Raw genomic sequence first — 23,421 nt, forward strand, 5'->3', positions numbered from 1 at the left:
GGTGACGCGGGGATGGTGGACGCGGGGACCGGCGACGGTGGGCCTGGAGATGCGGGTGGGAATCCTCCGGCGGAATCGGAGTCCTGCGGTTGCGCGGGTGGGGGCGAGCAGCTCCTCTTCGGACTCGCCCTGTTGATGCTCCCCGCGCTCTCGCGCAAGAGACGTAGAGGGGTTTAGTCGCGGCCGTCGCCGTGCTCAGCGCGGTGCGGGCTGGACTTCGACGGTGAGGGACACCTCGGGGCCGAACGCCAGGCCGTTGCGCTGCAATCTCCAGCGATAGGTCGTCTGCCCGAGGCTCGTCGGCGCGGTGTGCGTGAAGTCGAAGGTCTTCCGCTGCCCGAAGTGGATGACCTCACCTGGGGCCAGTGTGAGGTCCGCTGCTCCATCGAGCGAGGTGGCCCGGACGCCCTGGGCCGCGCTCCACGCGGTGGTGCCCGTGTTCGTCACCTGCACCGTGCCCCGGAAGGGCTGGCTTGCCTGGACGTGAAGGACTTGCGGGTCGGGAGCGGAGACCGTGGCATCCAGGACGGGCGTGTCCAGGAAGGCGCCGAGGAGCTGCTGGCGGAAGGGGAGGAAGGCGGTCGTGAGGGACGTGGACAAGGCGTAACGGGAATCCGGCCCGGGGGGTGGAAGGGGTGAGAGGAGGTCGTCGACCTGCACGAAGCGTTTGAAGTCGATCGGCACGATGCCAGGGGTTCCTCCCAGGTCGGTTCCCCGGCTGAGGTCATGGCATCCGCCGCAGGACAGCAGTTGAGCGCGCGCCACGACTTGATGCGGAGTCAGCGTGCTACCGATTCGCTGGAGCTCCGCTTGAAGGGCGTCTGAGAAGGCGTTGGGCGTGGCGGCCTTGTTGAACTCGACGAGGAAGTTGTCCACGCTGCCGAACGACGGCATGGAGCTGCTCTGCGCGGCGTTGTAGACGTCCGGGACGGCGTAGTTGAAGCGGTTGAAGTCATCCACCGCGAGGCTCGCGACCTGCGTGATGAAGTGGTCGCGAAAGCCCACCGCGAGGGGACTGGTGTTCAGGGGGTTGAAGAAGTCTCCCCGGGGCGTCGACTTCACGGTGACGGGGATGAAGCGCGGCGTGCAGCCCGTGGCATCGCATTGATGCTTCAGCTTGAACTCGCGCAGCATCCACGGGTTGGGGGCGCCCACGCCTTGCTGCATGAACATGTTGGTGCGGACCTGTCCGGCGCCGCTGGGGTTGTCACCGTAGTGGCTGATGTGGATGACGGGAGGGATGCCCGGGGCCAGACCCTCGAAGAAGAGCGCGTTCAGCAGGGCCTGTCGCTGGGTGAGGTCCTCGAGGGTGGAGAGCCGGGCCCACGCCTGGGCCACCGGACGGCAGCCCTCCAGCCCGAGCTCGGGGGCGGGGTTGGGGAGTACGCCTTCGAGGATGAAGCGGTTGCGTGAGCGCACCTGCGGCGCCGCGACGAACCGGGCGAAGGACATGCGGTACTCGCCGCAGTGAGCGCCGTCCACGGGGGCCAGGTCGAAGCGATTGAAGAGGCCCACGAGGATGTATCTGTCGAGCGGGACTGACTGGGCGCTCGCATCGGCTCCCTCCAGAGGTCTGCAGACATACGGGGCCCCGTTGAGGGTGTTGCCGTTGTCGCTGCAGTGGGGGCCGCCGGGCAGGTCGGGTTGCCCGGGCGCGGGGTTCTGCGTGTCCCAGAGCTGGCGGAAGAGCTGGTCCGATGTGAGGCCCGTATCGCCGGCCTGGCGGATGAGTTGGTCGAACACCCTGCGCGCGGTGATGGTGGAGACGGTGGCGTGGTCGGAGATGGCCAGCGAGCGCAGCGGGTCCAGCGTCGTCGAGGTGAGGGAAGGGCGATGGACGAGGTCGGTGGCCTGGAGCCCTCCACGTTCGGAGTGAAGCGATTGCGCGAGGCCGGGAGCCGCCTGCAGCAGGAGGAGGCTCGCGGACAGGGTGTGCAGCCAGGGGATTCGTCGGGTCTGCATGGGAGGCGCTCCAGGGGTGTCTGCCCAATCAGGCGGGAAAGGGCAGACAGTAGAGCAGCACTCGAGCCGCGATGGGCCCCGCCGCGTCAGAAATACAGCGGTGAGAGAGGTGCCTCAGTAGTCTGTTGAACGGGTCCTGTTGTCGGGCAGCAGGAACTGGTTCGCGGAGGGGCCGTCCGCCCAGCGGTTGTTCGACCAGGCGTTCCCACCGGTCTTGTAGTTCGCCACGCCGGAGCCTCTGTAGACGGCCGGCGTGTAGTTCGGGTCGCTGAAATCAGGACTCCACGCCCAGCGATTTCCGGTCACGACCATGTTCGTGACCGCCACCCCCATGGGGGCATGCAAGGCGATTCCGCCGCCCAGGCCCACCACGAAGTAGTTGTCTTGCAGGGTGATCTGGTCGTAGCCGCTGAACCCGCTCTGCGAACCGTCGGAGTACATCGCGATCAGCCCGGACTGAGTGTTGTTCCAGGCGCCGTTCCACTGCAGGCGATTGCGAGAGAAGTTCAAGTACGACTGCCCGCCCCAGGTCTGGATGCCATCCGCGTGAGCGCCAGCGCTGCCAGGGTCCACGGCAATCCACGACTCAGTGATGGTGACGTTGTTCGAGTAGACATTCTCAAACCCGCTGTGCGGGAAATAGCAGCGGTGGCAGATTGACCTCGCGGGCTGCCTGCCGTCCTTGGCTCCCACTGAATTGAAGGCGCTCAGCTCGCTGTACAGCGCCGCGCCACCGCCTCCATTTCCCGCCGGATGGTTGAGGAGGAGGCTGCCCTTGCATCCGCGCAGCACCAGCCACCCGGAGTTGACGGTGATTTGCGACGTGAGGTTCGCGCCCTCGAGGACGACGGTGCCCTGAGGGAAGGAGAAGCCGTCGATGGTCTCGCCCCCGACGCCAACGGTGCGAGAGAGCGCGCCCCAGCTTCCCAGCGCTGTCCCGGTGAAGGTCCCTCCAGGGACGTTCGTGAAGGAGGAGATGCCAATCCCCGCGGGCCCCACGTCCGATACGGTGAGCTGCGAACCATGGGTGATGACGAGTGGGATGACGTCCTCGTCTCCGGAGCCCTCACCCGGGGAGCAGGCGCGCACCCCTTTGCACTGGGGGGCATCCGGGTCGACATCGGAGGAGGCGCAGGCCGACCCGGCCACTGTTCCCGCGAGGAGCAAAAGGCGCAGACGAGGCGCCCATCGGGAGGCACACGAGCTGAACATGGGGTGTTTCACTTTCTGGTAGGGAAGTCCCGGGACTGAGTGGTCCAGCCTAGGCCGTGATTCACCCAGAAAGAGGGACCGTTTCAGTGCCCATCGCTGGGCTTCGCGCTCGTGCCGGACAGAATGGGCGCTTTATTCCGGTCGCCCTACAACTCACCGCCAACGCGCACCGTGGAGTTGCTCCCGTCAAATCGGACACAGTCAATCGGGTGATACGGCACGTCGGTACTGGATAGGGGACCGCATCTCCAGGCCCTTGTGAGGATGCACGTGGTTGTAGTCATCGAACCGCGCGGGCAGCTGTCGGAGGACTGCCTCCTCCGTGTCCGCTACTCGCGCGAGGACGTTGCGGTGTCGCCGGCCTTCGACTCGCTCGACGAGCTCGCCTTCGCGCTCTTGCGAATCGAGGCCGCTGCGAAGAAGCTGATTCCCCAGCCGAAGCTCGCCACGCTGTTCAAGAACCTGCGCTTCGAGACGGCCGGTAGACTCCTGAAGGAATACTGAGCGCGCTCCCATGCCCAAGCCCCGTCCGTCCGAAGTCGACTCGCTGTCCGCTCGCGCCGACACGCCGGCTCCCAAGAAGCAGGCCGCGCCGGACGTGTACTCCACGGCCCAGGTGTTCGCCGATGTGCATGTCACCCCGGAAGGCACGGTGGTGGTGCTCGCGGGCACGCCCCATCCGGACTCCGACCACGGCTACGTCGCCGGCGACGACCTGTGGGACTTCGACCAGGACATCAAGTGGAACCAGCCGTGGAACGACGTCGTGTGGCTGGGCCAGATAGACGTGGACGTGGACGTGGACGAGTTGGAGGCGAACGGGCTCTCCTATGACGTCGACTTCAACCGCCTGCTCATCCACGACGGCAAGACGTGGACCCGGAGGAAGCTGCCCAAGGCGCTGCCCTATGGTTACGTGGCGCCCGTCCTGCGTGATTTGGGAGCGCCGTGGGGCCTGTCCGCCTTCGGTGTGTCCGCGCTCGCGTTCAAGGGGAGCGGCACGAGCTGGAAGCTCAAGGAGGTCAGCGGCCCCGGGGGCCTGGACCTGGTGGACGGCGTGGTGCACAACGGCGTCCTCTTCGGACTCTGCTCCGAGAACGGCCTGGGGCGCCTGGTGCGCGAGGGCAAGGGGCTGCGCCTTGAACTCGTCGGAGGAGAAGAGCAATCCGGCCTGCGCGGCCTCTTCGTCCACGAGGGCACGCTCTTCGCCTTCGGCAACGACGGCGTGTGGGTGCTCAAGGACGGAGCCCTGGTTCGGCGTCATGCCACGCGCGCTCCGGTGCGGAGCCTGTGCGCCGCCCCCGAGCACGGCGTCTACCTGCACACGGACGAGCACGCCTGGTATCTGCCCCAGAAGGGCAAGGCGCAGAAGCTCGTGCTCCCCAAGGACGGCATCCACTCGCTGGCCTTCTTCAAGAACCGACTGTTCGTCAGTGTGGGCGACCAGGTGCTCCGGATGGAGAAGGACCGCGGCGTCGCCCCGAAGCTGCCCTTCCTCTCCCCCGGCGCCGCCCGCCTCGTCGTCGCTGGCGACCGGCTGTGGACGGTGTTTCCCCACCAACTGGCGTCCTCGCGCGACGGGAAGCACTTCGAGCCCATTGCGTTTCGCTGAAACAGCAGCTCCCGCGTGGCGGGGGAGTGTACTTGCGCTGCTTGACGGCAGCGCAAGTGGTTGCTGTCTGGCTTTGCGGGGTGGCTGCCGCGCGTCAGAGGCACTCTTCGTAATAGTTTTCGACCGCAAAGTCGGTCTGAACGCCAGTGCGCGTGGGTGTTCTGTTGCAAGTACACCGCTCGCTGCCGACCGCCGTGGTGTAGGTGGCGTCACTGTAATAAGTGATATAGTAATCGGCGATGCAGCGAACCAGTGAGTCTTCGCGTGATGTCAAATCGGACTGCATTCCTGGGTCGGCTTCGCCTGCTCCGCAGCCGAACTGAAATCCGAGGACAGTGAGACCCAGCACCAACAATGAACGCATTGCTCCTCCAGAGGGATGAGGCGCTCCATGGGGTTGCATGAGGAGCATGCCACAGTTCCTGTCTGCGGGTGCAGGCGGGGGATTCCGGTCCAGAGTCTGTGAAAGACTTTGGTTTCCCTGGAGTCGGAGCTGTGGATGGGGGTCGGCAGGCACCCTATGACGTCTGCATGAAGAGGGTGGCGTAGCTGCCGTTGCAATCCAGCGCATACAGTTGTTCGTTGCCGGTCGCGAGGATTCTGCAAGCCTTGGTCGGACTTCCCAGGCGCTTCCGCCCCGAGAAGATGTTTTTCTCGGTCACTCCCTTGGCGAAGCCCCCGAAGAGCGTCTTCCAGCCTTTCTCGGGCACGAATTGTTCCAGCTCGACTTCGTGGAGTGATTGAACTCCACGGGTCGCATGGACAATCACCGCGGCCACGAAATGCGCGAAGCTCGGAAAGTTCCCCACGTAGGCGTCGATGGAAAACGAAGCATCGCCATACATGGTGATTCCCGCCTGCCTGGCCTCCGTGAGGGTCATGTGGCTGATGTTCTGTTTTTCGGGGCCCGGAAAGGCTTTGTCGATTCCAGCACCACCAGGGCTGATGACGTCCATGTGGAGCGAGAGGAGTCTGAGCACTTCATTCCGCAGGCTGTTGTCCATGGCGCCCTTCTTCTTCCATTCAGGTCGCGGTGAGCGCCTGGAGTGCCGAACGCAGCGCGTCTGGCAGCGTGCTCGGGTCTCCCCGGCGAAGGGCGTCCAGTCCCGCCTGGAAGTCAGCGCGCGCGCCGTCGACCTCGCCGAGCCGGGCGCGTAGCAGGCCCCGCTCGTGAAGCAGCTCGGGGTCGATACCCTCTCCCTGTTGCAGGGCGAGCGCGGCCGTGAGGTCCTGGATGGCCTCGGCGCTCCTTCCCAGTCGTGCGCGGACGGCGGCCCGCTGCTGGAGCAGCCAGGGGTTGTCCGCGTCCTCCGCGAGCGCGAGCGTCCAGTCCTGCTCGGCCTCGGCGTCTCGGCCAAGCGCCTCCAGGGACTCGGCGCGCTTCATGTGCAGCACGAGCGCCTTGCGATAGCCGCCGTCCACCAGCGCATCGAAGTCCGCGACGGCCTCGACATGGCGACCCAGCCGGGCGAGGCACAGCGCTCGGTGCAGGCGTGTCGTGCGGTGGCCGGGCGCCAGCTCCAGGACGCGCTCGAACCAGGGGAGGGCCTCGGCGGGAGCGCTCCCCCAGATGCCGAGCGTCATCGCAAGCTCCAGCAGGACACGCCCCAGCTTCGGGTGCGCCTCCGCGAGCGAGCGGGCCAGCGCGAGCGCCGTCGTGTACCGGCCACTCCTGCGCAGCCGGTCCAACTCGCGGAGCTTCTGTGCGACCTCGGGAGGACACGGCTCGCGTCCATTGCGCTCCCCCGCACCGGGTACGTCGGGTGCGTCGGACTCGTCCACCTCGCGCCGGTTGCGTCGCTGCTTCGCGGACTTCCCCGATGCGGCTGCGTCGCGAGCCGCACCTTCATCCTCGCGCTGTCCATGAGACGGCGTCGTCGAGCCCTCCCCGGAGGTCTTTCCAGGGAGCGGCTCCGGGGGCTGTGTCTCCTGGTCGTCCCGCTTCGTCATTCCGCCTCGGACTCCCCGGGGAAGTTTCGGCAGAGCGCGTCGTAGTCGCGCCACCACGCATCGAGCACCTTCATGTCGGAGGCGCGAGGCTCGTCGCCCGGTCCCGCCATGTCCAGGTACGCGTGCAACAGCGGCCTGAAGTGCGGGTGCGCGCACTGGTCGATGATGTCCGTGGCACGCCGCTTCGGCGAGCGGATGTCCATGTTGAGCGCGTAGCCGTGCTCGGTGACGACGCACTTGATGTCGTGCTCCGTGTGGTCGATGTGGCGCACGTACGGCATCACACAGCTCACCGTCCGGCCGTCCTTCAGCTTCCGCACCGAAGGCGTGTGCACGATGCTGAGGTACGCATTGCGGAAGAAGTCCCCGGAGCCGCCCAGCCCGTTGACGATGCGCGAGCCGTCGATGTGCGTCGAATTCACATGCCCGTAGATGTCCACCTCGATGGGCGTGTTCATCGCGATGACAAAGAGGCGGGAGATGATTTCCGGACTGTTCGACAGCCACATCGGCCGCAGCACCAGCCGCTCCCGGCACCGTTCGAACATCTGCTGGAACCGCGCGCGCCCCTCGGCGGAGAAGGACACCGCCGTGGCGGACGCGTACTCGAACTTCGCGTCGTCCTCCACGTAGCGCAGCATTCCGTCCTGGAATACCTCGGTCCAGAATCGAATCTTCTGGAACGGTGATGCGTAAAGCTCGCCGATGATGGCGTTGGCCACGTTGCCCACGCCGGACTGGATGGGCGGCAGGCGCTTGCCCCACTGGAACTGCTCGCGGCAGCGCATGAGGAACGCCACCACGTTCTGGGCAATCCGCTTGTCCGTGGCGTTCGCGGCCTTGAACGGCACCGGGTGGTCCGGCGTCCGCGACTCCACCACCGCCACCACCTTGCTCGCGTCGATCTCCACGTAGGGATTTCCGATGCGGTCCCTCACGTTGAGCAGCGGCAGCGGCCAGCCCACGTGCGGGTGCACCGTGGGCAGGACGATGTCGTGGAACCCCGTGTAGTCCGGCACGGAGGTGTTCACCTCGAGGATGATCTTCTTCGCTTTCGCGAGCGCCTCGGCGCTGACACCCACCGACGAGGTGAGGATGACGCTGCCGTTGGGGCGGATGCGCGACACCTCCACCACCGCCACGTCGATGTCGCCGTAGAAGCCGTACATCATGTTGCGCGCGAAGGCGGACAGGTGGACGTCCGTGAAGTCCATCTCCCCCGCGTGGATGCGCCGGCGCGACGCCGACGAGGACATGTACGGCCCGCGCTTGCCAATGAAGGGCGCCATGGGGCCCTCCACGTCCTCGGACAAAGAGGCGCCCGACAGCAGGGTGATGCGCGTCTGGGGCGCGGTCTTCGCCAGATGTGAGGCCAGCGCGGGGAAGAACGTCTTGGGCTCCCCCGACTTGGTGAAGCCGCTAATGGCCACCGTGTTCCCGTCGGTGACGTGCTTCACCGCCTCCTCGACGGGGACGACCTTGGCCAGCAGGCCGGCGTTCTGGATGCGTTCCTGCAACGTGCTCGGAGCGTTCATGGGCGGCGTGAGGATGACACACCCCCGGGCCTCGGTCCTCAGCGGAAGCCCGGAGGCCGCCGCTTGTCCGCGTCCGTCTCGGCGTCCTCGGCCTTCAGTCGGGCTCCCGGAGACAGCTCGAACACCAGGCCGAACTGCCAGAAGTTCGCGCGCTCCAGGAAGAGGATGTTGTACGAGTCCTGGCCGTACACGTAGCGCGCGAAGAGGCCGAAGCCCGCTCCCCAGTACGGCAGCGCGGCGACCTCCGCGCTCACCGTGGCGCGCCGATGCGGCGTCTCCCCGAAGGGCGCTGACAGGGCGCACTCCAGTCGGAACCGGTGCTGCTTCCAGATGCGTTCACCCAGGAGGCTCACGCCCCAGTTCCCATCGCCGTAGACGCGCCGCTGCTCCTCGGTGATGCCTCCAGGGCCAATGGTCGTGTTCAGCTCCAGGAACGAGCCGCCACCCACGAGCCACGCGCTGTCCAGGTCCGGCTCCACCGCGAAGGCGGTGCGCGCGTGCAGCTCTCCGCGCAGGAAGTTGGTGGAGAAGCTGCCGGTCAGCTCGTTGAGCGGGAGCTCTCCTTGTGCCGGCGTGCAGTCGGGGTCCGTACCCTCCTGGTTCGCGAAGAAGCACCCCTCCTGGCCATTCGAGTAGTGGCCCACGGTGAGGTTGGCCGCGAGCGCCAGGCCCCGCCCCGGACCGTCCTCGCCTCGCGAGCCCGGGAGCACGCGCAGGTGCGCCACCTGGAGCGTGATTTTGGGGACGTAGGACGGAGGGATGACGGGATTGCTGTCCGTGTTCAGCATCCGCAGCCGGATGTACGGCGTGAGCACCGCGGTGAGGAACCACTCGCCCCCCTTGCTCCGGAAGTGCCCGTTGTGGAGCTGGGGAAAGAAGAGATTGGGGGCAATCTGCGCCTCGAACAGCAGCGGGGCGGGCGAGTCCGGGTCCCCCTGTCGGCGGATGCGGTTGGGCGAGCCGAAGACGTAGCTGCGGTCCAGGAAGAGCGGGGCAGGGGAGTTGTACTCCCACCGCCAGTCCGCCCGGGCCTCCGCCGCCGCGACGAGCAGCAACGCCACCAGCGCCGGCAGCGGCGCTCGGGTCCTGGACGGGCGGGTGCCCGGTGCGTTCCGCATGAGGAGGCTCCTGCCGACGTGTGCGAGCCGGGACACCCCGGCGTGGCTCCTTCCCTCTAGCCCGCTTCGAGCGGCCCCTCACCCGGCCGTCGGGGCGTCTGTCCTCGGTCGGGAAGAGGCGGCCCTCGGAACGTGTTGGGCGCCGCGATTCCGTGCTTTGGTGCACACCCCTTTTCGTCGGGAGAACCACTTTTCATGCGTAACCTCTTCTTCGCCAGTGCGGGTGTGGCCGCGCTCGTCTCCTCCGGCTGTGCGACGACGTCCCCGGAGCCCCGCCCGGAAGTCGCCGCGCCGGCCCCTTCGAGCGAGGTCGCCGCGCCGGTGGCCCCCTCGATTCCCCTGCTGGCGAAGTGGTCCGGCCCGCACGGCGGCGTGCCTCCCTTCGCCCAGGTGAAGGTGGAGGACTTCAAGCCCGCCATCGAAGCCGCCATGGACGAGTACCGCCGGGAGCTGGCCGCCATCGCGGGCAACCCCGCCGCGCCCGACTTCGAGAACACGTTGGCCGCGCTGGAGAACGCGGGCCGGACGTACGCCAACGTGGAGACGCTGTACGGCATCTGGGGCTCGTCCCTGAGCAGCCCGGAGTTCCAGGCCGTGGAGCGGGAGATGGCGCCCCGCTTCGCCGCCTTCGAGGATGAAATCACCCAGAACGAGGGCCTCTTCCGTCGCATCGAAGCCGTCTACCAGTCCCCCGACAAGGCGAAGCTGACGCCCGAGCAGCAGCGGTTGGCGTGGCTGCACCACACGCGCTTCGTGCGCTCCGGCGCGAAGCTGGACGGGGCGGCCAAGGCGCGCATGGGCGCCATCAACCAGCGCCTCGCGTCGCTCTACACGTCCTTCAGCCAGCACGTGCTTGGTGACGAGGAGGGCTACACCGTCCTCCTGGAGTCGGAGAAGGACCTGGCGGGCCTGCCGGACTCCGTGCGCGCGGGCGCCGCCGCCGCGGCCGAGGCGCGGGGCCAGAAGGGCAAGTGGATCATCACCAACACGCGCTCCTCCATGGAGCCGTTCCTGACGTACTCATCGCGCCGTGACTTGCGCGAGAAGGTCTGGCGCAACTACGTCAACCGGGGCGACAACGGGGACGCGCGCGACAACAACGCCATCATCTCGGAGGTCCTCAAGCTGCGCGCCGAGCGCGCGAAGCTCCTGGGCTACGCCACGCACGCGCACTGGCGGCTGGAGAACGCCATGGCCCGCACGCCCGAGCGCGCCATGGAGCTGATGGAGGCGGTGTGGAAGCCCGCCGTGGCCCGCGTCCGCGAAGAGGTCGCGGACATGCAGAAGGTGGCCGACAAGGAGCGCGCGAAGCTGAAAATCGAGCCGTGGGACTACCGCTTCTACGCGGAGAAGGTCCGCAAGGCGACGTACGACCTGGACCAGAACGAGGTGAAGCCCTACCTCCAGTTGGAGAAGCTGCGTGAGGGCATGTTCTGGGTGGCCGGCGAGCTGTTCGGCTTCGCCTTCACCCCGGTGACGGACGTGCAGGTCTACCACCCGGATGTCCGCGTCTGGGAGGTGAAGGACCAGGCGACGGGCCGCCACGTGGGGCTCTGGTACTTCGACCCGTACGCGCGGCCGGGCAAGCGCTCCGGCGCGTGGATGAACGCGTACCGCAACCAGGAGCGGTTCCGGGGCGACGTGACGACCATCGTCTCCAACAACTCCAACTTCGTGAAGGGCGCGCCCGGCGAGGCGGTGCTCATCTCCTGGGAGGACGCGAGCACGCTGTTCCACGAGTTCGGCCACGCGCTGCACGGCCTGAGCTCGTCGGTGTCCTACCCGTCGCTGTCCGGCACCAGCGTGGCGCGCGACTACGTGGAGTTCCCCTCGCAGCTCCTGGAGCACTGGCTGGCCACGCCCGAGGTGCTCAACACCTTCGCGCTGCACTACCAGACGGGCAAGCCCATCCCCCAGGCGCTGGTGTCTCGCATCGAGAAGGCCGCGACGTTCAACCAGGGCTTCGGCACGGTGGAGTACCTGTCCTCCGCGCTGGTGGACATGAAGCTGCACCTGGCCGGCGACGTGAGCATCGACGCGGATGCCTTCGAGCGCGACACGCTCAAGGCGCTGGGCATGCCCAAGGAAATCGTCATGCGCCACCGCACGCCGCAGTTCGGCCACGTCTTCGCGGGCGACGGCTACTCGGCGGGCTACTACAGCTACCTGTGGTCCGACACGCTGACGGCGGACGCGTTCGAGGGCTTCACCGAGGGCAAGGGCGCCTACGACAAGACGGTGGCGGAGAAGCTGCGCAAGAGCATCTTCTCCGTGGGCAACACCGTGGACCCGGCGGAGGGCTACCGCGCGTTCCGCGGCCGCGACGCCGGCATCAACGCGCTGATGCGCAAGCGGGGCTTCCCGGCGCCCGCCGCCGCGCAGACGAAGGCTCAGCCCTGAGCCACGTCGTCGTCACCGACGTCGGGTGACACTCCTGGGGGCGCGAAGCACGGCCAGCCGCCGCTTCGTGCCCCCGGGCCTTTTCACGGGTCCAGGAACGCGCGCTTCACGTCCATGAGCAGTTCGTCCTGCTTGCCCGCGGGCTGCCCCCGCCGGTGTCCCTGGTTGATGGTCCAGATGATGGTGCCGCCCAGCCCCTGCGCGCGCGCCCACTGACCCTTGGCGAAGACGGACTGGCCATCCTCGTAGGAGATGTAGTTGCAGTGGCCCGGGCCATTCACGGAAGGGTACGAGAGGTACGGGGACGCGGCCTTCTCGTCCCAGTGCCGCGCCTCCGCGCTGTAGTACGACGTCATGATGTTGTCGTAGCTCATCGCGTTGTCGCTCTGGCCCTCGTTGACGTCGGGCCGTCCGTCCAGCGGCGTGCGGGGCTCCGTCACGCCCTGCCAGCAGGTACCGAAGAATCCGATGCCCACGCCCAGCCGGCCGCGCGGCACGCCCGCTTTCAGATATCCCTCCACGGAGTACGCGACGGAGGTGGGGCGGTTCTGGGCTTCGTCCCGGAGGGGACTGGAGTGCCAGCTCTCCCAGCCGCCCCAGTGTCCGCTCATCTTGTAGGACATGATGTTGAGCTGATCCACGCGCTCGGCCAGCCGGGCCATGAACTTCTCCTCCACCTCGGGCATCCCGAAGTTGGAGTTCAGCCAGTTCACCGGCACGGTGATGATGATGTCCGGGCGGGCCGCGCGCAGCTCGTCAATCAGGGCCAGCAGCAGCTCGCCATCATTGCCCGCGGGCGGCAGGTTGATGGGCTCCCAGTCCAGGTCCAGACCGTCGTAGCCCAGCTCCTCCATCGCCTTGATGAGCTCCTTCACGAAGACGATGCGGCTCTCCCCCGTGGACGCCTGCACGAAGCCATCGTGCTCGCCGAAGCCGCCCACCATCAGCAGGGACTTCTTCCCCGCGAGCCGCGCCCCCGCCGACAGCGCCTTCGCCATGAGGGGGCCTTCGTAGACGGTGACGTCGAAGTCCGTGTGCAGCGTCCCGTCGTAGCGGGGACGCACGCGGCCCACCATGATGTGCGTCAGGCCGGAGAAGTCCACCTCCTCCGGCGGCAGCTGCGCGCGCTGATATCCCACGTAGTAGCCCGACACCCAGCTCGACGGCGCACCGCCGGGCCTGGGCGTCACCGGGCCCACGAGCGCCGTGGGACCCTCGCCCACCTCGTTGACGGCCCGCACCGTGAAGACGTGGGGCCTGTCATTGGTGAGGTCCGGGATGCTCACACTCGCCGCGGGCGCGTCCACGGTGACGGACCGGCCCCCGGGCTCGGCGGTGACGACGTACTTCGTGAGCGCGCGGCCCCCGTAGCTCGCCGGCTGCAGCCAACTGACGTAGGCCTGCCCGTTGCCCGCGGTCGCCCGCACCGAGCGCGGCTGGCCGGGCACCGTGGGGTTGCTGATGGCCATGCCCGGCATCGGCATCACCGGCACGGAGGGGATGGAGGAGGTGCCCTCGCCCCGGGCGTTCACCGCGGAGACCTTGAACAGATAGGCGAAGCCGTTGTTGAGGCCCATCACCGTGGCCTGGCGCTCGCCCGCGCTGACGATGGCGCCGCCGCACGCGGGCTGGCACCGCACCACGTAGTACAGGAGAGGGTGCCCACCGTCGCTCGTCGGAGGTGTCCACGTCACCAGCGCCTGGGCATCCGCGGCCTGCGCCTCCACCGAGGACGGCTCCGCCGGAAGCCCCGGGCCCTCGTCACTCTTGCCGCATCCCCCCAGCAGCGTCCCCACTCCCAACGCCAGGACGAGCTGCCACCGCGCTGCGTGTCGAGTCTTCACCTGCGCACCTCATGGACCAGTCTCCCGACTATACGGGGAAGCCTGACATTTCTTGTGCTGGAATTATCTAGCAGTACTGCATGTGATTCCCCCAGGACAAGGGCGAGGGGTTCTCTCATATTTCGAGAAGCCGGTTCGGCCGTCCTGGAGGTTCCCCATCCCGGGGTGGCGCCTTTGGTAGCGTGGCGCACCTGCCAATGAAACGACTTCTCCTGTCCATGGCCCTTGGGGTCAGTGTCCTCGCCGTCGTGCTCGTCGCCCGGACGCTCACGTTCAAGTCCCGGCAGGTGGTGCCGGAGGAGGCGACCGCGCTGACGGTGGACGCTCAGGCCCTGGCGTCGCGCCTGTCGGGGGCGCTGCGGTTGAAGACGGTGGCCGCCTCCGAGGGCGTGCCCGCGGACGCCGAGGCCTTCGCGGCCCTGCATGCCTACCTGGCGGAGCACTTCCCGCGCGTCCATGCCGAGCTGAAGCGCGAGGTGGTGGGGGCGCACTCGCTGCTCTACACGTGGCAGGGCACGGACGCCTCGCTGCGGCCGATGATGCTCCTGGGGCACCTGGACGTGGTGCCGGTGACGCCCGGCACGGAGGGCGCGTGGGCCCATCCTCCGTTCGACGGGGTGGTGGCGGACGGGTTCGTCTGGGGGCGCGGCTCGCTGGACGACAAGGGGAGCGTGCTGGCGCAGTTGGAGGCGGTGGAGGCGCTGCTGGCGGCGGGGGAGAAGCCCCGGCGCACGGTGCTGCTCGCGTTCGGCGCGGACGAGGAGGTGGGCGGACGGGAGGGCGCGGTGGTCATCGCGAAGCGGCTCCAGGAGCGCGGTGTCCGGCTGGAGTCCGTGCTGGACGAGGGCGGCGTCATCATGTCCGGCACGGTGCCCGGCGTGAGCGCGCCGGTGGCGCTGGTGGGCACGTCGGAGAAGGGCTTCGTCAGCGTGGTGCTGTCGGTGAAGGGCGAAGGTGGCCACTCGTCCATGCCGCCGCCCAGCACCGCCGTGGGCGTGCTGGCTCGCGCCGTGTCGAGGCTGGAGGCCGCGCCCATGCCCACGCGGCTCCAGGGTGGCAGCCGCGAGCTGTTCACCCGCGTGGGGCCGGAGATGCCCTTTGGCATGCGACTGCTCTTCGCCAACCTGTGGCTCACCGAGCCGCTGGTGGTGCGGCGGCTCACGGCCAGTCCCACCACCAACGCGGCGGTGCGCACGACGACGGCCGTCACCGTGTTCGAGGGCGGCGTGAAGGACAACGTCCTGCCGGCGAGCGCCCGCGCGGTGGTGAACTTCCGCATCCTCCCGGGTGACAGCGTCGAAGGCGTGCTCTCGCATGTCCGGGCCACGGTGGATGACTCGCGCGTGGAGGTGGGCACGCTGGACTTCCAGAGCGAGCCCTCGCCGGTGTCTCCCACCGACTCCGAATCCTGGCGCGAGCTGGAGCGCTCGCTGCGCCAGGTGTTTCCCGACGTCCTCGTGTCGCCGTACCTCAACGTGGCCGCCACCGACTCGCGGCACTTCGTGGGCTTGAGTGACAACGTCTACCGCTTCTTCCCCGCGCACCTGCGGCGCGAGGACCTGGCGCGCATCCACGGCAAGGACGAGCGCATCGCCGTGACGGCCTATGCGGACGCGGTTCGCTTCTACGCCCAGTATCTGCGCAACGCCGCGCGCTGAGACACCCGTGAGACAGGCCCCCTGGCATCAGAGCCAGGGCAATCGAGTCCGGACCGGACACGGCTGCCATGGAAGGGAATGTGGGTCTGAGACACGAAAACAGGTGATTCAGTCCGCTCTTCCTGCACATCTGCGCATTTCCTGCATTTTCACGGAGGGTGCGGGATGCCGAATGCGCAACCGCGTTGACACGCACCGCGCGCACTTCCAGCATCGGTGTCTATGGCGACCGTCCCCCCTGTTGGAACGCGGCTCGCGAGTCTCGTACTCGCCTCTCTTCTCTTCTCGATAGTTGCATCCTCCTGCGGAGGCGATGGTGGCGCTGGCAAGCCCGACGCCGGCCTCCCCGATGGGGGTGATGGTGGCCCCGTCCTCTGTGACGGCGGCACCTGTCCCGTCGATACCTGCGGCGACCGCACGCTCCAGACGGGCGAAGCGTGTGACGACGGCAACAAGGTGGCCGGCGACGGTTGCACGGCGACGTGCGCCATCGAAGACGGCTGGGTCTGCGATGTCGCGGGTCAGCCCTGCATCCGCAAGTTCGGCTGTGGCAACGGCCGCGTGGAGGCTCCCGAGGCGTGTGATGACCGCAACGTGTCATCCAACGACGGCTGCAGCGCGACCTGCACGGTGGAGGCCGGCTGGAACTGCCCCGCGGCCGGCGGTCGCTGCCACGCCGCCCGGTGCAACGACGGCATCAAGGTGGGTGATGAGGAGTGCGAGGACGGCAACGTCGCCAACAACGACGGCTGCAACTCCGAGTGCCGCCTCGAGGAGGGCTGGAAGTGCCCCACGGTGGGCGCGGTCTGCACCCGGACGAACTGTGGCGACACGATTGTCGAAGGCACCGAGGAGTGTGACGACGGCAACAAGGACATGGGCGATGGCTGCTCGCCGCTGTGCAAGCGCGAGCCGCGCTGCACCGGTGGCACCTGCCAGGCGGTGTGCGGCGACGGCATCATGCTGCCCAACGACACGTCCGAGGAGTGCGACGACGGCAACGCGCGCTCCAACGACGGCTGCTCCGCGACGTGCAAGCTCGAGGAAGGCTTCGTGTGCAAGTTCATCGAGGAGACGCCGCCGGATGTGATCTCCATCCCCGTCGTCTACCGTGACTTCCGTGGCTGGGACCTGCCGGCCTCGGGTTCGGTCCCGAAGGGCCATATCGACTTCGAGAACGCCAATGGCTCCGAGAAGGGCATCGTCAAGACGGAGCTCGTGCGGAGCTACAACGGCAAGGACTACCCCGGCGGCAAGCCCGGCCTGGCGAAGCTGACGGGCTCCACCACCACGCATGGCGAGGCCCCCTTCATGCAGTGGTACATCGACGCCGCGGGCATCAACCAGACCGTCGTGGGGACCCTGGACCTGGCCAAGCAGCCCGATGAGTCGTACGTGTTCGACGACCCGGATTTCTTCCCCGTGGACGGCAAGGGCTGGATTGCCGCGGGCTTCGAGCAGCCGCGCAATGGTGGGCACAACTTCAGCTTCACCAGCGAGGCGCGCTACTGGTTCGAGTACAAGGGCACCGAGGTGCTCACGTTCCGCGGCGACGACGACGTGTGGGTGTTCATCAACGGCAAGCTCGCGCTGGACCTGGGCGGCGTGCACGGCGCCCAGGAGGACTCGGTCAACGTGTCGAGCCAGGCCTCCGCGCTGGGTCTCTCCGTGGGCGGCATCTACGAAGTCGTCGTGTACCAGGCCGAGCGCCACACCACGGCGTCCTCGTACAAGCTGACCCTCAACGACTTCGTCACCAAGCGCACGGATTGCCGCGCCACCTGCGGCAACAACGTGCTGGACGAGGGTGAGGAGTGCGACGACGGCATCAACGCCGGTGGCTACGGGCAGTGCGCTCGCGGCTGCGTGTTCGGCCCGCGCTGCGGCGACAACAAGGTGCAGCAGGACGCTCCGGCCAACGAGGAGTGCGACGACGGCAACACCCGCAGCAACGACGGCTGCAGCGCCACCTGCAAGGTGGAGATCGGCTGAGTCGTCCGTCGTGACGAGCCGCTTCCGGGCCTGACGCCCTGGAGCGGCTCGCGCCTCACCGCCGCGCGCCAGGGTGACACCCGCCCGGCGCGCGGTGGGGGCGAGGCGCGTGTCCCGAGACTCGCAAAGGCCCCCGGTTCGCTCCGGAGCGGGCCTGGGGTCGGGATGACCGCGAGGGGCTGGCCGGGGAGCAGGCATGCGCTCATTCGTCGCGGGCCGCTCTCGCGAGGCCGTCTGGTATCTTCCGCGCGACTCCATGGTGTCCCTCTCCCCGCCGCGCGTGTTGCTGCTGCTGTCCCTGCTGCTGGCTGCTCCGGCCGGCGCGGCTGGCGCGAAGAGCACGCAGCCTGGCGCCGACGAGGTGATGGGCATGCTGCGCAAGGTGGAGACGGCCCGGGTGCGCGGGACGCTGCGCGTGCTGGACAGTGAGCTGGAAGAGCAGGGCCGCGCGAGGCCCAAGGACTTGATGCCACGCGTGTACCGCGCATGGCTCGCCTTCCCGGCGGACACCTGCTGGAACGAGCTCAAGGCCCTGTCCACGCTGGAGCCGGAGAACCCCTGGCCCCATCTGGGCATGGGGCTCATCTACATCCGCTGGGGCCTCTTGTCGGAGGCGCGAGGTCCGCTGTCCGCCGCGCGTCGGGCGTCGCCCGACTTCGCTCCCGCGCTCTGGGGGGAAGGGCTGCTGCTCCAGGCGGAAGGGAAGCCCGCGGAGGCGGAGGCGCGCCTGCGCGCTTCGCTGGCGAAGCTGGATGCGCCCCAGGTGCGCACCGCGCTGGGCCTGTTGCTGGCGGCGAAGCCCGGACGGGAGGCGGAGGCGCGCGCGGAGCTGTCGCGCTCGGTGGAGGTTTGGCCGGAGCAGCCGGAGGCGCTGCGCAAGCTGGCCGCGCTGGCCCACGCGGCGAAGGACGTGCGCGCGGCGGCCCTGGCGGGAGAGAAGCTGGTCGCCCTGAAGCCCATGGACCGCGAGGCGCACCGGCTCCAGGCGGACCTGTGGCTCTCCGCCTCCGAGAAGGACAAGGCCGCGCGCTCGCTGGAGCGGTACGTGGAGCTGGGCGGCGCGGAGGCCGGGGCGCTGGCGCTGCTCGCCCGCGTCTACGCGGAGCTGTCGCGCCCGGCGGACGAGGAGAAGGCCCTGGTCCGGCTCATCGACGTGGAGCTGAAGGACCCCGAGCCGCTCTTGCGGCTGGCGGAGCTGACCGACGCTCGCGCGGACGCGGCCGCCAGCGAGGGCTTCCTGGTGAAGGCGTCGGAGCGGGCGCCGGAGCGCTCCGACATCCACGTGCGCCGGGCCCGGTTGTGTTTGAAGCAGGAGCGCTGGAAGGACGCGCTGGTGTCCTACCGCGCGGCGCAGGCCGCCCCCGAGCGGAAGGTGCCGGAGGCGGAAGCCGAGACGGCGGAGCTGGTGCGACGCTTCCGTCTGCCCGCGACGCCGGCCAGGGGCGCGGCGGACAAAATCTACAACCGGGTGTCGCTGGGGTTGGTGGCGCTCTACATGGAGCGCCTCAAGGAGCTGCCAGAGCTCAAGGGCAACCTCAAGCTGCGCGTCCAGGTGGATGCGTCCGGCCGGGCCACGCAGGTGTCGGTCCTCTACGACAGCATGGAGGACCCGTTCATCGCGGGCCACGCGTACTTCGCCTTCCTGGACGCGCAATATCCTCCCGGCCAGGACGAGCCCATCTTCCAGTACGTCTTCCGGCCGCCGCCGAAGTAGCGGCCGGAAGTCGTCGCCCGCGCGTCATTCCCCGTCGGACGTGCCGCTGCCGCCGTAGCCCCGGGACTCGCCGCGCAGCTTCTCCCAATCACCTCGGGCCTGACGCTCCTCGCCCAGGCGCTGGTCCACCAGCCGCTGCGCCTCCTCCGTGTTGCGCTGGGCGTTGGCCACCGCGCTGGTGAACTCGGCCTCGGAGAGGTCCTTGGCGCGCACGTCATCGCTGTTCCTCAGCGCCTCCATTTCGGCCTGACGAAGGCGCGCGTCGGCCAGCTCCAGCTCGCGCTGGCGAAGGTCCTTGCGAGCCTTCTGGGTCTCGATGGCGCGCTGGCGCCACTCGAGCTGGGCATGGGCGGCCGCCTGCTTGCCCTCGGTGGCCTTCAGCTCCGCCTGGGCTTGCGAGATGTTGGACGCCCGGCCGGTGGCCTGCGCGGCCTCGACGGCCGTCTGGTTGGCCTTGGTGGAGAGCTTCGCGGCCTCCTCGTTGCGCTGGGCGACCTCCGCCGCGCGCTCCGCGTCCTTGACGGCCACGTCCGCGCGCGTGACTTCATCCTGCGCCTTGAGTTGCTCCGCCTGGGCGTTGCGCACGTCGCCGAGCTCCGACTCAGGGACTCGGGCCAGCCAGGACTGGTCGACCTTCTGCTGCTCCTTGCTCGCGGAACGGGATGAGCTGCACCCTCCGAGGACAAGGGCCGTACCGAACACCACTCCCGCCAGCACCTGACGCCGTCTCGTCTGGAACATGATTCCTCCTCACCATCGCGGATCGTTGCCTGCTCGACACGGTAGGCACTCAGCGGTGGTGAGGCAGTCGGCACTGCAGTGCATCGGGCGTTCGCTTCGCGGCGCGCCGGACGGAGGCTCCGTGGGCCTCCCGGAGACGGGCCCCGGGGGGCAGGCCTCGTCCGCCGGCTTGCTTCGCGGACGAGCGCGGGCTCAGCGCTTCTCGAGGATGACCGCGTAGAACTCGATGCCGACGCCCTCGCGGTCCTCCTCGGTGATGTGGCCCACGGGCAGGCCCAGGAACTCGCGCACCGTCATCACTCCGCCGGGGCCGGGCGTCCACGGACCGCACAGGTCCAGATACTCGCGCAGCGAGTAGAGCTGGAAGGACTCGCCCATCTTCTGGAACATGCCGACGAACTGCTCCCACTTCGGCGTGCTCAGGCCCGGGGCCTTCGTCTCGAAGGTCGCGAAGAGCTTGGAGCCGGGCGCGGCCCAGTCATACAAGTCACGGAAGAACTTCCGGTTCTCCTCCGAGGAGAGGAACACGGTGATGCCGTTGGCGCCGAAGGCCACGCGCCGCTCTCCATCCAGGAACGTCTGGACGTCCGGGCGGCGCAGGAAGTCCCCCGCGGAGCGGATGTCGCATTCCATGTAGCGCGTGCGCGGATTGTCGCCGAGCAGGTGCTTGCCGGTGGCGATGGTGAGCGGGTTGATGTCGCTGTAGAGCACCTTGGCCTGCGGCAGCACGGAGTGGACGTGGTCGCTCGTCGGCAGGCCGGAGGCGAAGTCCACCCAGTGATGGAATCCGTCCGAGGACAGGCGCTGGGCGGCGGTGCGCAGACAGCCGCGCAGCATGCGCAACCACTTCCGGGTGGAGGGCACCAGCGAGAACATGAACTCCGCGGCCTGACGGTCCACCTCGAAGTGGTGGGTGCCTCCCAGGGTGTAGTCGTAGATGCGGGCCGCGTCGGGCACGTGGGGGTTGACGCCGGGGATGCGGGCCAGCTCCGGGTTGTCCATGCGTCTGTCTCCGTCGGGGTGGATGCGGATGTAACGGGGTGGCGCGGCTTCAGGGCCGCCAGACTTCGGAAGTCGTCTCCAGCGAGCCATCCGGCGCCACGCGCGTGGTGCCCGCGACGAGGAACGCGCCCTCGCCCAGCGGGACGACGTGGTGTCCCGCGCGGCCCACGGCCAGCGGCATCCCAGGGCTCCAGGTGCCCGTGGCCGGATTCCACAGCTCCACGTCGGTGGCTTCCGCGTAGGTGTCCGAGCGCAGCCCGCCGGACACGGCGGCCCGTCCGTCCGGAAGCGCGGTGAGGGTGAAGCCGGAGCGGGCCAGGCCGAGCGCGCCCGTCGCCGTCCACTGCTCGGTGCGCGGGTCGAAGACTTCGGCGCTCGTGAGCGAGGTGCCCTGGTGCCAGCCGCCCACGACGAGGATGCGCCCGTCCGAGAGGGTGACGCCCTCGGCGTCGTCTCGGGCCTCTGTGAGGGGATGGGGGGCGGTCCTCCAGGCCCGTGACGAGGGCTCCCAGAGTTCGGTGCTCAGGTTCAGGGGCGGCGCCAGATGTTCGCCTTCGATGATGGCGAAGCCGAAGCCGTTGTCGCGGCCCCCGGCGATGACGACGCGCTCCCCGCTCACGCACACGGGGCCGGTGTGGAAGATGCGAACCGTCTGGCCCGCGGGCTCCCACGCCGTGGCGCCGGGGCGCAGCACTTCCGCGCGTGTGCCCCGCTCGATGTCGTTGTCATGGTCCGAGCCCAGCACCAGCACCGCGCCGTCCGGGAGCACGCGCGCGACGGGACGCGAGCGCGCGGCCCGCAGCGGCGGGCCGGGGACGAAGCGCCGGGTGTCCGGCTCCCAGTAGCGGGTGCTGTCCAGCTCCGGAGTCGGGTTGTCCCGTCCGCCGATGAGCAGCACGCGTCCGTCCGGGAGCGCCACCGCCGCATGGTCCTGCCGGGGCTCGGGCAGCGGGGAGAGCTCCAACCACTCTTCCCGCGAGGTGTCCCAGAACGCCGCGCCCGTCGACGCGCGAGGCGTGGCGCCGATGCCGTCCCGCTGCCAGCCCTGTCCGCCCGCGAGCAGCGCCCCTCCGGCGACAGCCGTCAGGCTGAACCCGTCGAGCCAGAGGCCGGAGTAGGGGACGCGTCTGCGCGCGGTGGACGGCGGGCTTCGAGTCATGGCGCCATCGTACGCCGGCCCCGCCACCTGGCGCCTCTGGCCCGGTGAGGTCTCCGGCGACCTGGACGCTGGGATGCACACGTCAGCCGACCCCGAGCGCCGGGGAGGATGCCGGACGTGGGCCGGCCGGGGTGACAACCTGGGAGGGTGGACGAGCCGTGGGTGTTCCAGGCAAAGGCTTGTCTCGCGTGCATGTCTGGTGTTTCTCTGTCCATTCCAAGTCGTGTCGAGGGGGGAGACATGAGCCGTGTGCGCAGTGGTGCCGCCGTGGCTGTCTGGGGTTGTCTTTTGGGAGCGCTGTGGCTGTCGGGCTGCGTCGAGCCAGGGGCAACTCCGCCTCCCGAGGACCTTGCTTCCAGCCGTGCCGCGGAAGGCTTCTCCCGTCAAGGCACGGTGATGGCGGGGCGTAATCACACGCTGACGCTGCGCGCGGATGGCACGGTGTGGGCGTGGGGTGGCAACACCTTTGGTCAGCTCGGGGATGGCACGACGACGGCGAAGTCCTCGCCCACACGGATTCGAGGGCCGCTGGGGATGAGTGCCATTGGCGTGGGGGAGCTGCACTCACTCGCGCTGAAGGCCGACGGCACCGTGTGGACGTGGGGAGACAACACCCGGGGGCAGTTGGGGGATGGAACCACCACGCGTCGGGCGTGGCCCCAGCGAGTGCCAGGACTGACGAACGTGGTGCGCATCGCGGGAGGCTTCTCGCATTCGCTGGCGCTCAAGGCGGACGGCACGGTGTGGGCGTGGGGCCTCAACGCCACGGGGCAGCTGGGTGATGGGACGACGTCCCAGCGCCTGGCTCCCACCCAGGTGCAAGGGCTCATCAACGTCGTGGCCATCGCCGCGGGCAATGCGCACTCCCTGGCCCTGACGGCGGACGGCGCCGTGTGGACATGGGGTGGAAACGCAGACGGCCAGCTCGGCACGGGGGACACGCTCAATCGCACCCTGCCGGTGGCCGTGGCGGGACTGACAGGCGTGACGGCGCTGTCGGGCGGTGGCTCGCACTCGGTGGTGCTCAAGTCGGATGGCACCGTGTGGGCGTGGGGACAGAACACCTACGGCCAGCTCGGTGATGGGACGACGGGGCAGCGCCTGACGCCGACCCAGGTCCCCGGGCTCTGGGACGTGGAGGCGGTGGTGGGCGGAGGCCAGCACTCAGTGGCGTTGAGGGTGGATGGCTCGGTGTGGGCGTGGGGGAACAACCAGCGAGGTCAGCTGGGGGATGGAAGCCTGACGCAGCGCCTGGCTCCGATGCGGGTGACGGGGGTGTCCTTGGTGAAGGGCGTCACGGCGGGCGGGGGACAGCACACGGTGGTGGTGAAGGCGGACGGCACGGTGCTGGCGTGGGGCTCCAACGCGGACGGGCAGGTGGGGGACGGGACGACGTTCCAGGCCTTCGTGCCGACGCGGACGGCGGGCTGGCGGCAGCGGACGGACGTGTCGACGGGGGATGCGCACACGGTGGTGGTGAAGGCGGACGGCACGGTGTGGGCCTGGGGGGAGAACTACCTGG

17 protein-coding genes and 1 pseudogene are annotated in these 23,421 nt (G+C 68.8%); 7 read left to right on the plus strand and 11 right to left on the minus strand.

Annotation, left to right across the window (positions count from 1 at the left end; genetic code table 11):
• Nucleotides 1-195 precede the first annotated feature (195 nt).
• Both FJV41_RS33715 and FJV41_RS33720 read right to left on the minus strand, forming a co-directional pair.
• Nucleotides 196-1,962: an NBR1-Ig-like domain-containing protein gene (locus tag FJV41_RS33715; RefSeq protein ID WP_141646706.1), complete on the minus strand. Its 1,767-nt coding sequence runs from the start codon at nucleotides 1,960-1,962 to the stop codon at nucleotides 196-198.
• 114 nt (nucleotides 1,963-2,076) lie between these two features.
• Nucleotides 2,077-3,051, minus strand: a complete 975-nt coding sequence (locus FJV41_RS33720) for a hypothetical protein (RefSeq protein WP_141646707.1) — start codon at nucleotides 3,049-3,051, stop codon at nucleotides 2,077-2,079.
• A gap of 393 nt (nucleotides 3,052-3,444) precedes the next feature.
• Between FJV41_RS33720 and FJV41_RS33725 the strand changes: the two genes are divergently transcribed.
• Nucleotides 3,445-3,678 (plus strand): hypothetical protein, encoded by a 234-nt coding sequence (locus FJV41_RS33725; RefSeq protein WP_141646708.1) that lies wholly within the window; start codon nucleotides 3,445-3,447, stop codon nucleotides 3,676-3,678.
• Between the two features lie 10 nt (nucleotides 3,679-3,688).
• Nucleotides 3,689-4,786 carry a hypothetical protein gene (locus FJV41_RS33730; protein ID WP_141646709.1) on the plus strand — a complete coding sequence of 366 codons (1,098 nt, stop codon included), beginning with the start codon at nucleotides 3,689-3,691 and terminating at the stop codon, nucleotides 4,784-4,786.
• A gap of 94 nt (nucleotides 4,787-4,880) precedes the next feature.
• Here FJV41_RS33730 and FJV41_RS33735 read toward each other — a convergent pair whose 3' ends face one another.
• The 5 genes from FJV41_RS33735 to FJV41_RS33755 form a co-directional block, all read right to left on the minus strand.
• Nucleotides 4,881-5,150: a hypothetical protein gene (locus FJV41_RS33735; RefSeq protein ID WP_141646710.1), complete on the minus strand. Its 270-nt coding sequence runs from the start codon at nucleotides 5,148-5,150 to the stop codon at nucleotides 4,881-4,883.
• 154 nt (nucleotides 5,151-5,304) lie between these two features.
• A complete protein-coding gene (locus tag FJV41_RS33740) occupies nucleotides 5,305-5,790 on the minus strand; it encodes a hypothetical protein (protein ID WP_141646711.1) in 486 nt (161 codons plus the stop codon).
• Between the two features lie 19 nt (nucleotides 5,791-5,809).
• Entirely contained in the window at nucleotides 5,810-6,736 is a 927-nt protein-coding gene (locus FJV41_RS33745) for a tetratricopeptide repeat protein (RefSeq protein ID WP_246137587.1), read from the minus strand.
• Complete coding sequence (locus FJV41_RS33750) at nucleotides 6,733-8,271, minus strand: acetyl-CoA hydrolase/transferase C-terminal domain-containing protein (RefSeq protein ID WP_141646712.1); 1,539 nt, start codon at nucleotides 8,269-8,271, stop codon at nucleotides 6,733-6,735. The genes FJV41_RS33745 and FJV41_RS33750 overlap by 4 nt, the downstream gene beginning before the upstream one ends.
• A 38-nt stretch (nucleotides 8,272-8,309) precedes the next feature.
• Entirely contained in the window at nucleotides 8,310-9,389 is a 1,080-nt protein-coding gene (locus FJV41_RS33755) for a hypothetical protein (protein WP_141646713.1), read from the minus strand.
• Between the two features lie 195 nt (nucleotides 9,390-9,584).
• Here FJV41_RS33755 and FJV41_RS33760 point away from each other — a divergent pair, with 195 nt between their 5' ends.
• Nucleotides 9,585-11,789: a M3 family metallopeptidase gene (locus FJV41_RS33760; protein ID WP_141646714.1), complete on the plus strand. Its 2,205-nt coding sequence runs from the start codon at nucleotides 9,585-9,587 to the stop codon at nucleotides 11,787-11,789.
• Nucleotides 11,790-11,872: 83 nt separating this feature from the next.
• On the opposite strand, the gene FJV41_RS33765 is transcribed toward FJV41_RS33760, so the two are convergent.
• On the minus strand, nucleotides 11,873-13,633 hold the full coding sequence (locus FJV41_RS33765) for a glycosyl hydrolase family 18 protein (protein WP_141646715.1): 1,761 nt from the start codon (nucleotides 13,631-13,633) through the stop codon (nucleotides 11,873-11,875).
• A gap of 182 nt (nucleotides 13,634-13,815) precedes the next feature.
• On the opposite strand from FJV41_RS33765, the gene FJV41_RS33770 reads away from it, so the two are divergent.
• From FJV41_RS33770 to FJV41_RS33780, 3 genes are all read left to right on the plus strand, one after another.
• Nucleotides 13,816-15,291 (plus strand): M20 family peptidase, encoded by a 1,476-nt coding sequence (locus FJV41_RS33770; RefSeq protein WP_281291528.1) that lies wholly within the window; start codon nucleotides 13,816-13,818, stop codon nucleotides 15,289-15,291.
• A 222-nt stretch (nucleotides 15,292-15,513) separates the two neighbouring features.
• Nucleotides 15,514-17,283, plus strand: coding sequence for a DUF4215 domain-containing protein (locus tag FJV41_RS33775; protein WP_141646716.1), 1,770 nt, complete (start codon nucleotides 15,514-15,516; stop codon nucleotides 17,281-17,283).
• 196 nt (nucleotides 17,284-17,479) lie between these two features.
• Nucleotides 17,480-18,997, plus strand: a complete 1,518-nt coding sequence (locus FJV41_RS33780) for a hypothetical protein (protein ID WP_246137589.1) — start codon at nucleotides 17,480-17,482, stop codon at nucleotides 18,995-18,997.
• Between the two features lie 24 nt (nucleotides 18,998-19,021).
• Here FJV41_RS33780 and FJV41_RS33785 read toward each other — a convergent pair whose 3' ends face one another.
• From FJV41_RS33785 to FJV41_RS33795, 3 genes are all read right to left on the minus strand, one after another.
• Complete coding sequence (locus tag FJV41_RS33785; protein ID WP_141646717.1) at nucleotides 19,022-19,738, minus strand: hypothetical protein; 717 nt, start codon at nucleotides 19,736-19,738, stop codon at nucleotides 19,022-19,024.
• 192 nt (nucleotides 19,739-19,930) lie between these two features.
• Nucleotides 19,931-20,740, minus strand: a complete 810-nt coding sequence (locus FJV41_RS33790; RefSeq protein ID WP_141646718.1) for an SAM-dependent methyltransferase — start codon at nucleotides 20,738-20,740, stop codon at nucleotides 19,931-19,933.
• A 49-nt stretch (nucleotides 20,741-20,789) separates the two neighbouring features.
• Nucleotides 20,790-21,899 (minus strand): Kelch repeat-containing protein, encoded by a 1,110-nt coding sequence (locus tag FJV41_RS33795; protein ID WP_141646719.1) that lies wholly within the window; start codon nucleotides 21,897-21,899, stop codon nucleotides 20,790-20,792.
• Nucleotides 21,900-22,139: 240 nt separating this feature from the next.
• On the opposite strand from FJV41_RS33795, the pseudogene FJV41_RS33800 reads away from it, so the two are divergent.
• Nucleotides 22,140-23,421: pseudogene (locus tag FJV41_RS33800) on the plus strand (RCC1 repeat-containing protein); the annotation flags it as partial.

This window comes from Myxococcus llanfairpwllgwyngyllgogerychwyrndrobwllllantysiliogogogochensis (genome assembly GCF_006636215.1).
GTDB classification, from domain to species: Bacteria; Myxococcota; Myxococcia; order Myxococcales; family Myxococcaceae; genus Myxococcus; species Myxococcus llanfairpwllgwyngyllgogerychwyrndrobwllllantysiliogogogochensis.

Excerpts from the sequence above, each read along its gene's own strand:
- FJV41_RS33745 (WP_246137587.1), bottom strand. The coding sequence starts at position 6,736 with ATGACGAAGCGGGACGACCAGGAGACACAGCCCCCGGAGCCGCTCCCT.
- FJV41_RS33790 (WP_141646718.1), bottom strand. The coding sequence starts at position 20,740 with ATGGACAACCCGGAGCTGGCCCGCATCCCCGGCGTCAACCCCCACGTG.
- FJV41_RS33715 (WP_141646706.1), bottom strand. The coding sequence starts at position 1,962 with ATGCAGACCCGACGAATCCCCTGGCTGCACACCCTGTCCGCGAGCCTC.
- FJV41_RS33755 (WP_141646713.1), bottom strand. The coding sequence starts at position 9,389 with ATGCGGAACGCACCGGGCACCCGCCCGTCCAGGACCCGAGCGCCGCTG.
- FJV41_RS33730 (WP_141646709.1), top strand. The coding sequence starts at position 3,689 with ATGCCCAAGCCCCGTCCGTCCGAAGTCGACTCGCTGTCCGCTCGCGCC.
- FJV41_RS33795 (WP_141646719.1), bottom strand. The coding sequence starts at position 21,899 with ATGACTCGAAGCCCGCCGTCCACCGCGCGCAGACGCGTCCCCTACTCC.
- FJV41_RS33775 (WP_141646716.1), top strand. The coding sequence starts at position 15,514 with ATGGCGACCGTCCCCCCTGTTGGAACGCGGCTCGCGAGTCTCGTACTC.
- FJV41_RS33750 (WP_141646712.1), bottom strand. The coding sequence starts at position 8,271 with ATGAACGCTCCGAGCACGTTGCAGGAACGCATCCAGAACGCCGGCCTG.
- FJV41_RS33735 (WP_141646710.1), bottom strand. The coding sequence starts at position 5,150 with ATGCGTTCATTGTTGGTGCTGGGTCTCACTGTCCTCGGATTTCAGTTC.
- FJV41_RS33785 (WP_141646717.1), bottom strand. The coding sequence starts at position 19,738 with ATGTTCCAGACGAGACGGCGTCAGGTGCTGGCGGGAGTGGTGTTCGGT.
- FJV41_RS33760 (WP_141646714.1), top strand. The coding sequence starts at position 9,585 with ATGCGTAACCTCTTCTTCGCCAGTGCGGGTGTGGCCGCGCTCGTCTCC.
- FJV41_RS33780 (WP_246137589.1), top strand. The coding sequence starts at position 17,480 with ATGCGCTCATTCGTCGCGGGCCGCTCTCGCGAGGCCGTCTGGTATCTT.
- FJV41_RS33740 (WP_141646711.1), bottom strand. The coding sequence starts at position 5,790 with ATGGACAACAGCCTGCGGAATGAAGTGCTCAGACTCCTCTCGCTCCAC.